The following is a 15,097-nucleotide window of genomic DNA, read 5'->3' on the forward strand; positions in this document are numbered from 1 at the left end:
TCGACGAAATTCGCCGCGCGCTGTCGACGGACCTGACGCAGCAGCTCGGCACCCTCGATGCGTTCGGCACCGCGCGTTCGGACAACACGCCGGTGTACCGGATCGCCATGAACGTGCAGCGCTTCGAATCGTGGCCCGGCTCGCATGCGCTGATCGATGCGGTGTGGAGCGTGCGGGCCGTGCGCGGCAATGCGGTGATGACGTGCCGCAGCGTGGTCGGCGAGACGGTTGGCAGCGGGTATGACGCGCTCGTCGACGGACATCGGCGCGCGCTCGCGGAAGTGTCGACGCAGATCGCGTCGGCGGTGCGGGCGATGGCGGCGAGCGGTGTGGGTGCGGCGGCAGGGAAAGCGGCGGCGGTGGCCGTGCCGCCGTGTCCGGCCGCGGGGATGAACACGGGAAGCGGCGCCTGAGGCATTCGAGGCACCGGCCCACCCATCCCCCTCGGCATCCGCAGGACACAGAAAAACCATGTTCGACTCGCTCAAACGACTCATCAGAAAATGGCGCGCGTCGCGCGACGGCGGGCATCAACTCGATGCGCTGCTCGCGATCGCCGATCAAACCGCGCCCTACGCGGAGCGCAGCGAATGGCTGATCGAACTCGCGCACTGGATTCGCCGCGGCCGCACGGTGCAGCCCGGCGCGGCCGAGACCGCGAACAGCGCCGCCGAATCCGCCGCGCCGCCATCGAAGAACCCCGCGCACACGCGCATCCGCTATCTGCTGCACGTGCTCGATCGCAATCCCGCGTGGAAGGCCAACGTGGCCGGCATTCTGCGCGCGCTGCTGCGCGAAAGCGACAGCCTTTCGCTGCTCTGCGACGCCGGCATGCCCGTGCATTCCGGCTTCTTCGGCGCGGTGTTCGAACGCGTCGAAGCCTCGCTGATCCCGCCCGCGCCGAACCGCCGCGACCTCACCGCGATCGTCACGCTGATGTTCGGCTCCGGGCTCGACGCGGAATGGATCGACACGCTGCCCGCCGATCTGCTCGCGCGCATTCACGCGCTGTTCGGCTTCGCCTCCGCTGAAGACGCAGCGCGCAACAGCACGCCGTTCTCGCTCGATCTGCTCGCCGCGCTGCATAACCTCACCTGCCAGATCAGCTCGACCGGTCTGTCGCAGACGGTGCGCAGCCGCCTCGGCGGCGCGGCCGCAAGCGACGCACTCGCCGACGACACGAGCGACGTGCGCGTCGCGATGGAAAAACAGCCGTTCTACCGGCTCACGCGCGCGATGCTCGCGCTCGAAGCCGCGCACGACGCCTACGCCGCGGGCAGCCCGCAGGAGCCGCTGCTGCGCGAGGTCAACTATCTGCGGCTGCTGCTCGACGAGTGCCGCGTCGCGACCGACAACGTGTTCGCGCATCTGTATCGCAACGGCGTGAGCGTCGACATCGTGTTCCAGGTCGAGCGGATGCGCATGCGCATCGAGCGCGCCGAGCATCTGCTCGACGCCTGGCTCGCGCGCGACGACCTGCGCGCGGTCGCGCGCCTGAGCGCCGAACTCGTGCGCGCGAATCAGGCCAGCCAGAGCGTCGCGCATCTCGCGCGCAGCAATTTCTCGCTGCTCGCGCGCAAGGTCGTCGAGTACAGTGCCGACACCGGCGAGCACTACATCGCGCGCGACCGCGCCGAGTATCTGAAGATGATGCGCATGGCGGCCGGCGGCGGGCTCGTCACCGTCGTGACGGTCTGCGTGAAGTTCGCGATCACGGGCGCGCATCTGCACGCGATGCTCGAAGGCCTGCTCGCCGGCATCAACTACTCGGCGAGCTTCCTGCTCATGCACTTCCTGCACTTCTCGCTCGCGACCAAGCAGCCGGCCATGACCGCGCCGACGCTCGCGCGCGAACTCGACGACGTCGGCACGCCGGCGGGCGTCGACAGCTTCGTCAGCTCGGTGACGGCGCTGATGCGCACCCAGGCCGCCGCCGTGCTCGGCAACGTGCTGCTCGTGTTCCCCGTGAGCCTCGGCGTGGACCTGCTGTGGCACGCGCTGTTCCACACCGATCTGATCTCCGCCGACAAGGCGCTCGCGACGCTGCAGTCGTTCTCGCTCGTCGGGCCGACGCCGTTCTACGCGGCGCTGACCGGCGTGCTGCTGTGGTCGTCGAGCCTGCTCGCGGGCTGGGCGGACAACTGGTTCATCCTGCATCGCGTCGCCGATGCGCTCGCCTACAACCGCCGTCTGCGCATGACGCTCGGCGCGGCCGGTGCCGAGCGTCTCGCACGTTTCTGCCGCACGAACGTCGCGGGCGTGGCCGGCAATATCACGCTCGGTCTGATGCTCGGACTCGTGCCGGCGATCCTGACCGCGTTCGCGTTCAAGTTCGAGGTGCGTCACGTGACGCTCAGCGCCGGCTCGATCGGCGTCGCGCTCGGCGTGCTCGGCAAGGACGCGCTGCGACTGCCGGCGCTGTGGTGGGCGGTGGCGGGCGTCGGCAGCATGGCGATTCTCAACGTCGCAGTCAGTTTCGCGCTGGCGTTCTATATGGCCGCGAAATCGCGCGATTTGCGGCGCAGCGCGGTGCGCTCGCTGCGTGGCGCAATCTGGCAGCGGCTGCGGCGGCGGCCGCTGGAACTCGTGTGGCCGGCAAAGGTGGAACCGCAGGGGCGGTAAGGCGAGCCGGGCGGCACCCTCGCCTGGCTCGGCACGAATCGCGCCGGGCCGCCCACCCCGACCGCGTACAATAGCGCCTTATCCCAAGCCTTGCGGCAACCTCAATGTCCTTCGATTTCTTCCTTCCTTGCCCGCGCGGGCTCGAAGCTCCGCTCGCGGCCGAACTCGCCGAAATTGCCGCCCAGCATCTGAACGGCGCACCGTTCACGGCCGGCGCCCAGGTGCCGGGCGGCGTGCATTTCCGCGGCGGCTGGGCCGCCGGCATGGCCGCCAACCTGCATTCGCGGCTCGCGAGCCGCGTGCTGCTGAAAATCGCGCATCGGCCCTACCGCAACGAACAGGACATCTACGCACTCGCGGTCGAACAGCGCTGGGAGCAGTGGTTCTCCGCGCACGAGACGCTGCGTGTCGACGTCACCGCGATCAAGTCGCCGCTGCGCAGCCTCGAATTCACGACGCTGCGCGTGAAGGACGCGATCTGCGACCGTCTGCGCGAAAAGAGCGGCGCGCGCCCGAGCATCGACACCGCGATGCCCGACGTGCGCGTGTTCGCGTTCCTGACGGCGACCGATTGCACGCTTTACCTCGACACGTCGGGCGACCCGCTCTTCAAGCGCGGCTGGCGTCTCGACAAGGGTGCCGCGCCGCTGCGCGAAAACCTCGCGGCGGGCATTCTGCGTCTCACGGGCTGGCAAGCCGGCACGCCGCTCTACGACCCGATGTGCGGCAGCGGCACGTTCCTCGCGGAAGCGGCGCAGGTTGCGCTGAACATCGCGCCGGGCGTCGAGCGCCGCTTCGGCTTCGAGAAGCTCAAGCAGTTCGACTCGCGGACCTGGCAAGCGCTGAAGGGCGCGGCGCTCGAAGCGAAAAACACGGCACGCGGTTCTCGCGGCACCGACTTGCAGATTTTCGGCAGCGACATCTCCGGCGACATGCTCGAAAAAGCACGCGCGAACTTCGAGCGCGCCGGCTTGCCGACGATTCCGCTCAAGCAGCTCGATGCGCGCGACATGACGCCGCCCGCCTCGGGGGCCGGCATCCTCGTCGCGAATCCGCCGTATGGCGAGCGGATCGAAGTGCGCGGCCGCAATGCACGCGGCGAGTTGCGCGAAGGACGCGGCAATCGCGAGCATCGCGACGACGACGGCTTTCGCCGCATTCAGGAAGAAGCGCCCGACAGCGAATTTTTCCAGTCGCTCGGCAATGCATTGAAGCAGCGTTTTGCCGGCTGGAACGCGTTTATCCTGACCTCGGATCGCAAGCTGCCGGGCCAGTTGCGGCTGCGCGAATCGACCAAGACACCGCTCTTTAACGGCGCGCTCGAATGCCGGCTGTTCCGCTTCGACCTGATCGCGGGCAGTGTACGGCAGCGGCCGCAGGGGGATGTGTCGGCGGCGGGCTAAGGCAACGAAGCGCGTCAAGCCTCAAGCGACGCCGCATTGCAAGCACGCCATGCCGGCAAGAAAAGCCATGGTCTCACGACCGTGGCTTTTTCATTTGATGTGGTAAGGGACGACGGCACAGACAAACCACTCGTCCCCTACTGCCACTACGCTGTCAGCAGCCCTCCAGCACACTCCTTCTCACGCCATCCGGCGCCTTGTACGGCCTACTGCCAACCGAAGGAGAGTGTCATGTCCGCATTGCCCAAAGTCGTTGCCTGGTTCGAAATTCCGTCCGTCGATTTCGACCGCGCGGTGCGCTTTTACGAAGCCGCGCTCGATGTCGAACTGAACCGCCAGGAGTTCGGCGGTCAGCCGATCGCCACGTTCGGCTATGAAGAGCCGGCCACCGGCGGCGCGATCGTCCACGGCCCGTCGATGAAGCCTGCCGCCGACGGCGTCACCGTCTACCTGAACGCGCAGCCCACCGTCAACGCCGCCCTCGCGCGCATCGAGCGGGCGGGCGGCAAGACCGACGGCCCGGTGATCGAGCTGCCGCAGGATATCGGCTATATCGCGTTCTTCATCGATACCGAGGGCAACCGCGTCGGCCTGCATTCGCGTACCAACGGCTAGGCGCACCCGGCTCGCCGCACGTCCACCGGAAGCCGCCATGCGGCGCTATCATCGCGGGACCCTCCCCCTCCTCTTCTACCCGACGCCCACGATGACGCGCCGCGCCGACCGCCTGTTCCAGATCGCCGAGTTGCTGCGCGGGCGGCGCCTGACCACCGCGCAGCAACTGGCCGACTGGCTCAACGTTTCGCTGCGCACGGTCTATCGCGACGTGCGCGATCTGCAATTGTCAGGGGTGCCGATCGAAGGCGAAGCCGGCATCGGCTACCGGCTCTCGCGCTCGGCGAGTCTGCCGCCGCTCACCTTCACCGCCGACGAACTCGCCGCGCTCGCAGCCGGCGCGCGCATGCTCGAATCGTGGGGCGGCGCGGGCTTCGCAAGCGGCGCGCGCGGAGCACTTGCGAAGATCGCCTCGGCGATGCCCGCCGACAAGCGCGCGACGCTCGAACGGCTCGCGATCTTCGCACCGTCGTTTCACATCAAAGGGGATTTTTCGGCGCAGCTCGACACGCTGCATCGCGCGATCGACATGCGCCAGGTGGTGCGTTTCGCGTACACCGACGCGAACGGCGCGAACACCGAGCGGCGCGTCTGGCCGCTCGCGCTCGCGTATTGGGGCGCGCGCTGGACGCTCGGTGCATGGTGCGAACTGCGCGGCGATTTCCGCAATTTCGGGCTCGAAAAGATCCGCGATCTCGAGGTGCTCGAAACTTATCCTGATCGGGAAGGCAGGCGGCTCGCGGACCTGCTGCGGCATGTCAATGCGAAGTCGCGGTGAGAGCCCGCCGCCCGTCGCCGTTGCTATCAGCACAGGCGGCGAGCGGCGAGTGGACTGAAACGAACCGCGAACAACGAAACCGGGTACGCCTACTCCACCGCCTTCACCATCTCCTCGATCACCTTCTTCGCGTCGCCGAATACCATCATCGTCTTGTCCATGTAGAACAGGTCGTTGTCGAGCCCGGCATAGCCCGCCGCCATCGAACGCTTGTTGACGATCACGGTGCGCGCCTTGTACGCCTCGATGATCGGCATGCCCGCGATCGGCGACTTCGGATCGTTCTTCGCCGCCGGATTCACCACGTCGTTCGCGCCGAGCACGAGCACCACGTCGACCTGGCCGAACTCGCCGTTGATGTCTTCCATCTCGTAGACCATGTCGTACGGCACTTCGGCCTCGGCGAGCAGCACGTTCATGTGGCCCGGCATGCGGCCCGCCACCGGGTGAATCGCGTACTTCACCTCGATGCCCTTCTCGACGAGCTTGTCGGTCAACTCCTTCAACGCATGCTGCGCGCGCGCCACGGCCAGCCCGTAGCCCGGCACGATCACGACGGTTTCGGCATTGCCGAGCATGAACGAGGCATCGTCGGCCGAACCGGATTTCACCGGACGCTGCTCCGTCGCACCGCCCGTCGCCGCGCCCGCCTCGTTGCCGAAGCCGCCGAGAATCACGTTGAAGAACGAGCGGTTCATCGCCTTGCACATGATGTACGACAGGATCGCCCCCGACGAACCCACGAGCGAGCCCGCGATGATCAGCATCGGATTGTTCAGCGAGAAGCCGATGCCGGCCGCCGCCCAACCCGAGTACGAGTTCAGCATCGACACGACGACCGGCATGTCCGCGCCGCCGATCGGAATGATGATGAGCACACCGAGCACGAACGCAATGACCGTCATGATGATGAACGGCAGCCACGATTGCGTGAGGAAGAAGAGGATGCCGAAGCCGATCATCGCGAGCGCGAGCATCAGGTTGATCAGATGCTGGCCCGCGTACACGACCGGCGCGCCCTGGAAGAGCCGGAACTTGTACTTGCCCGACAGCTTGCCGAACGCGATCACCGAGCCCGAGAACGTGATCGCGCCGACGAACGTGCCGATGAACAGCTCGATACGATTGCCGTACGGCAGGAAGCCCGGGATTGGATTGTCGGGATCGACGAGGCCGAACGCGGCGGGCTCGGAGACGACCGCATACGCGATGCACACCGCGGCTAGACCGATCAGCGAGTGCATGGCCGCGACGAGTTCGGGCATCTTCGTCATCTCGACGCGCGCGGCGACGAACGCGCCGATCGCGCCGCCGACCACCAGCCCGCCCAGCAGCAGGCCAAGCCCGAGGCCGAGATTGGAGCCGAGCGCGGCGGCCTCTTTCGAGATCAGCGCGATGGTCGTGAGAATCGCGATCGCCATGCCGACCATGCCGAAGGTATTGCCGACGCGCGCGGTCTTCGGATTGGACAGCCCCTTGAGCGCCTGGATGAAGCAGACCGACGCGACCAGATACAGCAGCGTGACGACGTTCAGGCTCATTTACGCACCCTCCTTGCCGCCAGCGGGAAGTTTCTTCGGCTCTTTCTTCTTGAACATCTCGAGCATTCTCCGCGTGACGAGAAAGCCGCCGAACACGTTGACGGCCGCGAGCGCGACCGCGATCGTGCCGAAGAACTTGCCCGCGCCGCCGACCGTCAGGCCCGCCGCGAGCATCGCGCCGACGATCACGATCGCCGAGATCGCATTGGTCACGGCCATCAGCGGCGTATGCAGCGCGGGCGTGACATTCCAGACCACGTGATAGCCGACGTAGATCGCCAGCACGAAGATGATCAGATTGATCACGGTGTGATTGATGACTTCCATCGCCGCTCTCCCGTTACTTGCGCGTGACCTGACCGTCGCGCGCCAGCAGCGTGGCCGCGACGATGTCGTCCGCGAGATCGATGTTCAACGCGCCTTCCTTGGTGACGATCAGCTTCAGGAAGTCGAGCAGGTTGCGCGCGTACAGCGACGACGCATCGGCGGGCACCATCGCCGGCAGGTTCGTATAGCCGACGATCTGCACGCCGTGCTTGACGACCACCTGGTCCGCCTCGGTCAGCGGGCAGTTGCCGCCGCGCCGGCCCTCGTATTCCGCACCGCGCCCGGCCGCCAGATCGACGATGACCGAGCCCGGCTTCATCGCCTGCACGGTGTCGACCGACAGCAGCGTCGGCGCGGGACGGCCCGGAATCAGCGCGGTCGAGATCACCACGTCGGCCTGCTTCGCGCGCTCATGCACGAGCGCCGCCTGGCGCGCGAGCCACGACGGCGGCATCGGCCGCGCGTAGCCGCCGACGCCCTGCGCGGCCTCGCGCTCCTCGTCGGTTTCGTAGGGCACGTCGAGAAACTTCGCGCCGAGTGATTCGATCTGCTCCTTCACGGCCGGCCGCACGTCGGAGGCTTCGAGCACGGCGCCGAGGCGCTTCGCGGTCGCGATGGCCTGCAAGCCGGCCACGCCCGCGCCGAGAATCAGCACGCGCGCGGCCTTTACGGTGCCGGCGGCCGTCATCAGCATCGGCATGAAACGCGGATAGAGCGTCGCCGCGAGCAGCACCGCCTTGTAGCCGGCGATGTTCGCCTGCGACGACAGCACGTCGAGGCTCTGCGCGCGCGTCGTGCGCGGCGCGGCTTCGAGCGCGAACGCGGTGAGGCCGGCGGCGGCGAGCTTCTGGGCGTTGTCGGCGTTGAACGGATCGAGCATGCCGACGAGCGTCGCGCCGCGCTTCAGGAGCGGCAGTTCGGTGTCGGTGGGGGACTGGACCTTGAGGACGAGATCGGCGCCGAACGCGGTGGCCGCATCGACGATTTCCGCGCCCACGGCCGTATAGGCCTCGTCGGGAAAGCTCGCGCCGGCCCCGGCGCCGCTCTGGAGCGTGACGCGGTGGCCCTGCGCCACGTATTTCTTGACCGTTTCGGGCGTCGCGGCAACGCGGGTTTCATGCGCGCGCGTCTCGGCTGGCACTCCGATGTGCATCGTTGTTCCTCCTCGACTTCCTGTTTGACGACGGATCGGCCGACGAGGCACGCCGGCTTGCAGATGCAACGGCTAACGAAGGTCCCACTTTAACCGAAACCGCCGCGGTGCAAAAATCGGGGTCAATGCGGGGGGCACGGCAATGTGGCTGGGCGATTCCGGACGGGCGTGCTTATTCGTTGCTTATTCGTTGCTTATTCCCGGCTGATGCCTCGCCTATTCCTCGCCAATCCCTGGCTTATCCGCACTCCCATCCTCCGGCCGCGCGGCCATACGGCCACGCAAGCCGCGCCGGCTACCCCGGCCGCGCCCGCGCCGACGCCCGGCAGCCCATGCCCATAACCGGTAAAATGCGCATCCATGAAACCGGAAACCTGGCTGCCGCACGTGACCGTCGCGGCGATCGTCGAGCGTGACGGGCGCTTCCTGCTGGTCGAGGAGCACACCGCCGCCGGCCTGCGCCTGAACCAGCCCGCCGGCCATCTGGAAGCGGGCGAAACGCTGCTGGACGCGGTGATCCGCGAAACGCTCGAGGAAACCGCCCATCCGTTCGCGCCTGAAGCGCTAGTCGGCATGTACATGACCCACTTCGAGCGGCCGGAGCGCGAGGGCATCACGTACCTGCGCTTCACCTATTGCGGCGCGGGCGGCGCACCGGACCCGGCGCGCGCGCTCGATCCCGACATCGTCCGCACGCTGTGGATGAGCGCCGACGAGTTACGTGCCTGCCCCGAGCGGCACCGCACGCCGCTCGTCATGCAATGCGTCGACGATTACCTGGCCGGCCGGCGTTTCCCGCTCGACTTCGTGCACACGCATTCGGTCGGGCCGAAAAGATAAGCGCCAGAGATAAGCGCCAGATAAGCGCCGCGGCCAACCGCCCGGCAACCGTTGCAGCAGCCGTCACGAGCGGCCATTTCACGATCCATGCAGTCATGCAGCACCCAATGAGCACCTTATGAGCAAGCGCAAAGTCGTAGTAGGCATGTCGGGCGGCGTCGATTCGTCGGTCACCGCGTGGCTGCTGAAGGAACAGGGCTACGACGTGGTCGGCCTGTTCATGAAGAACTGGGAAGACGACGACGACAGCGAATACTGCTCGACCCGCCAGGACTGGATCGACGTGGTGTCGGTGGCGGACCTGATCGGCATCGACGTCGAAGCGGTCAACTTCGCGGCCGAATACAAGGACCGCGTGTTCGCCGAATTCCTGCGCGAATACTCGGCCGGCCGCACGCCGAACCCGGACGTGCTGTGCAACGCCGAAATCAAGTTCAAGGCCTTTCTCGATCACGCGATGTCGCTCGGCGCGGAAACCATCGCGACCGGCCACTACGCGCGCGTGCGCCAGAACCACGAGCGCGACGGCCGCTTCGAACTGCTGAAGGCGTTGGATCATACGAAAGACCAGTCGTACTTCCTGCACCGGCTGAACCAGGCGCAACTGTCGAAGACGCTGTTTCCGCTCGGCGAAATGCCGAAGACGAAGGTACGCGAGATCGCCGCACAGATCGGCCTGCCGAACGCGAAGAAGAAGGACTCGACCGGCATCTGTTTCATCGGCGAACGGCCGTTCCGCGATTTCCTGAACCGCTATCTGCCGACCCAGCCCGGCCCGATGATGACGACCGACGGCAAGGTGGTCGGCGAACACATCGGCCTCGCGTTCTACACGTTCGGCCAGCGCAAGGGCATCGGCCTCGGTGGCAGCAAGGACGGCAACGGCGATCCGTGGTTCGCCGCGGCCAAGGACATTGCCTCGAATACGCTGTTCGTCGCGCAGGGCCACGAGCATCCGTGGCTGCTGTGCCACACGCTGTCGGCCGGCAATACGAGCTGGGTCGCAGGCGAGCCGCCGCCCGAAGGCTTCGTGTGCGGCGCGAAAACGCGCTACCGGCAAGCCGACGCGGCCTGCACGTTCGGCAGCGCCAAGGGCGGCGCGGCCGGCAACGGCCTCTTCGAGCTGACCTTCGAGGCCGCGCAATGGGCCGTCACGCCGGGACAATCGGCGGTGCTCTACGACGGCGACGTGTGCCTCGGCGGCGGCATCATCGAACAGGCAATGACCGGCCAGCCGGCGGAACTGCCGCAAGCCCAGCCGCCCAAGCAGCCGAAAGCGCGCGCGCGGAAAAAGCCGCAGGGCACACTGCAAAAAGCGGCGCTGCTCGGCGGACATTGAGCGAGGCAAAGCGGCGTGGGTGGCGGGAACGGCGTGTTGCGTGGTTCCGGCTCCCCGCCGCACCGCGCCTGATATGCCCCGCTGCCCTGGCCCCCCGCCGCGCCTGATACGTCCCGCCGCCCCGGCCCCCCGGCCGTGGCCGCCATGTCCGCCGCAGCCGCTGCGCTCGCCTCATCCTATCCCTTCACCTCGCGCGCCCGATTCACACGAGCTTCACCTTCGCGTGCGACCGTAAGCTGCCGCCCGCCGGCCCGCGCTGCGCCGCTTTTCGTGCCTTTTCGTGCGTCCCCGGGCTCGCGCGCTTTGCACGCCCTGCGCACGCCACGGCGCGCGCGGCCGCTTCGGGCTAACATTTCGGGCTAACATCCGCTGTACGCCGACCCACGGCCACCCGTTTTCCTTCGCGGCGGATACCGTCCGCGCGACCCGCGCGCACGATCCCGCCGCAATGATTTTCACCGTACCGGAGTCTCCATGTTTTCTCGACGCTATCTGGCCATGTGGTGCGCAGTCGCGCTCCTCGTCGCATGTGCCGCGCTTGCCGCGACGCATCACCTGTCGTGGTTCTGGCTCGTCGTGCCGGCGGCGCTCGTCGCGCTCGGCCTGTTCGACCTGACCCAGCAGCGCCATGCGATCCTGCGCAACTACCCGCTCTGGGGCCATATGCGCTTCATCTTCGAGTTCATCCGCCCGGAGATCCGGCAGTACTTCGTCGAGGACGATACCGACGAAAAACCGTTCTCGCGCGCGCAGCGCAGCATCGTCTATCAGCGCGCGAAGAACGACGTCGACAGCCGCCCGTACGGCACCGAACTCGACGTGAAAGCGGTCGCGCACGAATGGATCAGCCACTCGCTCGCGCCGACGAAGCTCGACGGCCACGACTTTCGCATCGTCGTCGGCCCCGATCGCGCGCAGCCGTATTCGATGTCGATCTTCAACGTCTCGGCGATGAGCTTCGGCTCGCTGTCGGCCAACGCGATCATGGCGCTGAACCTCGGCGCGAAGAAAGGCAACTTCGCGCACGACACCGGCGAAGGCTCGATGTCGAAGTATCACCGCGAACATGGCGGCGACATCATCTGGGAAATCGCTTCGGGTTACTTTGGATGCCGTAACGACGACGGCACGTTCAACCCCGAGAAATTCGCCAGACAGGCCGCCGAGCCGCAGGTGAAGATGATCGAGATCAAGCTTTCGCAAGGCGCGAAGCCCGGCCACGGCGGCGTGCTGCCGGCCGCCAAGATCACGCCCGAAATCGCGGAAACGCGCGGCGTGCCGATGGGCCGCGACTGCATTTCGCCGGCCACGCACTCCGAGTTCTCGACGCCGCGCGAACTGCTCGAATTCGTCGAGCGGCTGCGCACGCTGTCGGGCGGCAAGCCGACCGGCTTCAAGCTGTGCATCGGGCATCCGTGGGAATTCTTCGGCATCGCCAAGGCGATGCTGGACACCGGCATCCTGCCAGACTTCATCGTCGTCGATGGCGCGGAAGGCGGCACCGGCGCGGCACCGCTCGAATTCACCGATCACGTCGGCGTGCCGCTGCAGGAAGGGCTGCTGCTCGTGCACAACACGCTGGTCGGCATCGGCTTGCGGCAGCGCATCCGCATCGGCGCGAGCGGCAAGATGATTACCGCGTTCGACATCGCGAAGACGCTCGCAATCGGCGCGGACTGGGTCAACGCGGCACGCGGCTTCATGTTCGCGGTCGGCTGCATCCAGGCGCAGACCTGCCACACGGGCCGCTGCCCGACCGGCGTCGCGACCCAGGACCCGGTGCGCCAGCGCGCGCTCGTCGTGCCGGACAAGGCCGAGCGCGTGTTCAACTTCCACCACAACACGCTGCACGCCTTGCAGGAGATCATCCAGGCGGCGGGGCTGCACCACCCGGCGGAACTGCGCGCGCATCACATCGTGCGGCGCGTGTCGTCGCATGAAGTGCGGCTCATGTCGGACCTGCTCAAGTATCTCGAACCGAACGACCTGCTCAACGGCAACTATCGCTATACGCTGTTCGAGAAGTACTGGCCGATCGCGCAATGCGATTCGTTCTCGCCGAAGGTGGAGCTGGCGGCGACCTGAGCGCGGTGCCCGGCGGGAGTCGTTGGCTTGTTGATGGCAGTATCTTGCATGTCATCGGCTCCCACCTGAACCGAGATTGACCGTGCCGAGGCTGGAATGTGGCTTCGCGTTTTTTCCATTGCTGTCATGTCTGATCTTTCCGTGCCGAATCAGAAGTCGCTTATGCCTGCCGCGTCAGGAGCAGCTAATGGCGTGAAAGTACGGACATACCCTGCGCGATGCGCAGATTGATCGTTCAGTACTTCCATTGCGTGGCCTGACGTCGCTGTTCCAGTTCTTTGGGCGTCAGGTAATGACGGCTGATTCCGAGGCCGCGTAAGTTTTCAGCTTTGCGAATATTGTGGAGAGCTGGCGGACCGCTATCGTCGATCCATTTCACGTCGTAGCTAAAGCCCGCAGTTACGTCGAATAGGGAATCACGCGGCATCGGTAAACGATACCCAAAAGTGACGTAGTTCTTTCCGTGGAATTGCGGTATTTCGAGCGCGCCTGTCGGGGAAAAAAAGTGGCGGGTTTCCCGACGAATACCATCGATTGTCTCCCCACGCACCAGGCGGTGCAGACCCAGACTTTCGAAATGTTCATAGGGAATGTTCGTGCGAACGTCGTTACTGACCTCGATCTCGACGAAAGCGATGCGGGGTTTTCCATCGACGAGTTTCAATTTGTCGTAAACGAAATGCATCGACATAACACCGTTCTGGTAATACGCATACTTGATCAGGTCTATCTGCTCCGACTGATATTGAGGTTTGCCAAGGCGCTGTATTACGTCGTCGAACGTGATTTGCCCTGCGGCCCATTTCAAACCGACTTCAGTGAAGCGCAGCAGTTGCGCCTGCTGGTCGGAAGTCATCTGCCTGTTCGTCATTGTTCCCTGCATGTCATTGGCCCTCGCCGGCACTGCAATGACGACTGCAAGCAGTAACCGGATGCCGATCCGTCTGACGCCTGTTATCAGGCGCGAAATCATCTGGCTGCCCGCACCCGCCATTGCGGTACCGCCGCGATCTCGCGCCTTCGGCTTGAAAAGTCCGTTCCCGGCGAAACGGAAAATGCGCTCCCGCAATGGTTCGAACATGTGTGCATGAAGTGATGTGCAAACGGCAGTATCGAAAGCGCAGGCACCGGCGTCTATCAGAATTGGACTAATTTTTATCCCAAATGAGAAATTTATTCAGACAGGCACTTCGTGACGGCCCAACGACGGCCGCGCCGCCCGCCCCCGCCTGTCGCCCAAAAACCGCACCCCAACCCGTCCGCCCCCGCAAAACAGGCCGCCCCGCGCCCTTTCCGTTAAAATCTCGCGTTTAGCACTTCGCTCCACGGCCGCCTCGGGCGCTCAGGCGCACGCGGCACGGCCCCCTGCCCGAAAGGCACTTCATGCTCACGTTTCAGCAAATCATCCTGACCTTGCAGTCCTACTGGGACAAGCAGGGCTGCGCGTTGCTCCAGCCGATCGACATGGAAGTCGGCGCGGGCACGTCCCACGTCCATACGTTCCTGCGCGCGATCGGCCCCGAGCCGTGGCGCGCCGCCTACGTGCAACCGTCGCGCCGCCCGAAAGACGGCCGCTACGGCGAGAACCCGAACCGTCTGCAGCACTACTACCAGTACCAGGTGGTGCTCAAGCCCGCGCCGGAAAACATCCTCGACCTGTACCTCGGCTCGCTCGAAGCGCTCGGCTTCGACCTCAAGCAGAACGACGTGCGCTTCGTCGAGGACGACTGGGAAAACCCCACGCTCGGCGCCTGGGGGCTCGGCTGGGAAGTGTGGCTGAACGGCATGGAAGTGACCCAGTTCACCTACTTCCAGCAGGTCGGCGGTCTCGACTGCAAGCCGGTGCTCGGCGAAATCACCTACGGTCTCGAACGTCTCGCGATGTACCTGCAGAAGGTCGAGAACGTCTACGACCTCGTCTGGACCGAGTGGGAAGAGCAAGGCCCGAACGGCCCCGAACTGCGCCGCCTGAGCTATGGCGACGTGTATCACCAGAACGAAGTCGAGCAGTCCACCTACAACTTCGAGCACGCGAACGTCGATCTGCTGTTCACGTTCTTCAACAGCTACGAAGCGGAAGCGAAGCGCATGATCGAAACGCAGCTCGCGCTGCCCGCCTATGAACTCGTGCTGAAGGCCGGCCACACGTTCAACCTGCTCGACGCGCGCGGCGCGATCTCGGTCACCGAACGCGCGGCCTACATCGGCCGGATTCGCGCGCTGTCGCGTCTGGTCGCGCAGGCCTACTACGACTCGCGCGAAAAGCTCGGCTTCCCGATGCTCGGCAATCCGGTGCACGGCGTGCCCGGCCTCACGACCGACGAGCAGGAAGCCGCGATGCCCGCGTGGGCGCCGCCGCTGAAAGTCGAACGCAAGATCGATCAGGACTGACGA

13 protein-coding genes are annotated in these 15,097 nt (G+C 65.8%); 9 read left to right on the plus strand and 4 right to left on the minus strand.

The window, feature by feature from the left end; genetic code table 11:
• The 5 genes from F3J20_RS23770 to F3J20_RS23790 all read left to right on the plus strand — a co-directional run.
• The coding region (locus F3J20_RS23770; RefSeq protein WP_167284705.1) for a PqiC family protein at positions 1–413 on the plus strand (413 nt) is incomplete at its 5' end.
• Positions 414–471: 58 nt separating this feature from the next.
• Complete coding sequence (locus F3J20_RS23775; RefSeq protein ID WP_167035921.1) at positions 472–2,622, plus strand: site-specific recombinase; 2,151 nt, start codon at positions 472–474, stop codon at positions 2,620–2,622.
• Between the two features lie 104 nt (positions 2,623–2,726).
• Positions 2,727–4,025 (plus strand): class I SAM-dependent RNA methyltransferase, encoded by a 1,299-nt coding sequence (locus F3J20_RS23780; protein WP_167284706.1) that lies wholly within the window; start codon positions 2,727–2,729, stop codon positions 4,023–4,025.
• A 231-nt stretch (positions 4,026–4,256) separates the two neighbouring features.
• Positions 4,257–4,640: a VOC family protein gene (locus F3J20_RS23785; RefSeq protein WP_167035916.1), complete on the plus strand. Its 384-nt coding sequence runs from the start codon at positions 4,257–4,259 to the stop codon at positions 4,638–4,640.
• Between the two features lie 37 nt (positions 4,641–4,677).
• Entirely contained in the window at positions 4,678–5,418 is a 741-nt protein-coding gene (locus F3J20_RS23790; RefSeq protein ID WP_167284707.1) for a YafY family protein, read from the plus strand.
• A gap of 89 nt (positions 5,419–5,507) precedes the next feature.
• On the opposite strand, the gene F3J20_RS23795 is transcribed toward F3J20_RS23790, so the two are convergent.
• Genes F3J20_RS23795 through F3J20_RS23805 form a run of 3 tightly spaced genes read right to left on the minus strand, consistent with a single transcriptional unit; the run spans position 5,508 to position 8,439 of the window.
• Positions 5,508–6,959, minus strand: coding sequence for an NAD(P)(+) transhydrogenase (Re/Si-specific) subunit beta (locus F3J20_RS23795; protein WP_167284708.1), 1,452 nt, complete (start codon positions 6,957–6,959; stop codon positions 5,508–5,510).
• The gene (locus F3J20_RS23800; protein WP_167035907.1) at positions 6,960–7,286 is read right to left on the minus strand and encodes an NAD(P) transhydrogenase subunit alpha; all 327 of its coding nucleotides are present in this window, start codon (positions 7,284–7,286) and stop codon (positions 6,960–6,962) included.
• A 13-nt stretch (positions 7,287–7,299) separates the two neighbouring features.
• Positions 7,300–8,439: a Re/Si-specific NAD(P)(+) transhydrogenase subunit alpha gene (locus F3J20_RS23805; protein WP_167035904.1), complete on the minus strand. Its 1,140-nt coding sequence runs from the start codon at positions 8,437–8,439 to the stop codon at positions 7,300–7,302.
• A gap of 360 nt (positions 8,440–8,799) precedes the next feature.
• Between F3J20_RS23805 and F3J20_RS23810 the strand changes: the two genes are divergently transcribed.
• The 3 genes from F3J20_RS23810 to F3J20_RS23820 all read left to right on the plus strand — a co-directional run bounded on the left by F3J20_RS23810 (position 8,800) and on the right by F3J20_RS23820 (position 12,703).
• The gene (locus tag F3J20_RS23810; RefSeq protein WP_167284709.1) at positions 8,800–9,279 is read left to right on the plus strand and encodes an NUDIX hydrolase; all 480 of its coding nucleotides are present in this window, start codon (positions 8,800–8,802) and stop codon (positions 9,277–9,279) included.
• Between the two features lie 118 nt (positions 9,280–9,397).
• Entirely contained in the window at positions 9,398–10,618 is a 1,221-nt protein-coding gene (mnmA, locus tag F3J20_RS23815) for a tRNA 2-thiouridine(34) synthase MnmA (protein WP_167284710.1), read from the plus strand.
• Positions 10,619–11,092: 474 nt separating this feature from the next.
• Positions 11,093–12,703 (plus strand): FMN-binding glutamate synthase family protein, encoded by a 1,611-nt coding sequence (locus F3J20_RS23820; protein ID WP_167035896.1) that lies wholly within the window; start codon positions 11,093–11,095, stop codon positions 12,701–12,703.
• Positions 12,704–12,938: 235 nt separating this feature from the next.
• On the opposite strand, the gene F3J20_RS23825 is transcribed toward F3J20_RS23820, so the two are convergent.
• Entirely contained in the window at positions 12,939–13,784 is an 846-nt protein-coding gene (locus tag F3J20_RS23825) for a hypothetical protein (protein WP_167284711.1), read from the minus strand.
• Positions 13,785–14,086: 302 nt separating this feature from the next.
• On the opposite strand from F3J20_RS23825, the gene glyQ reads away from it, so the two are divergent.
• On the plus strand, positions 14,087–15,094 hold the full coding sequence (glyQ, locus tag F3J20_RS23830; protein ID WP_167035890.1) for a glycine--tRNA ligase subunit alpha: 1,008 nt from the start codon (positions 14,087–14,089) through the stop codon (positions 15,092–15,094).
• Positions 15,095–15,097 lie beyond the last annotated feature (3 nt).

It is taken from the genome of Paraburkholderia sp. Cy-641 (assembly GCF_011752945.1).
Lineage (GTDB): Bacteria > Pseudomonadota > Gammaproteobacteria > Burkholderiales > Burkholderiaceae > Paraburkholderia.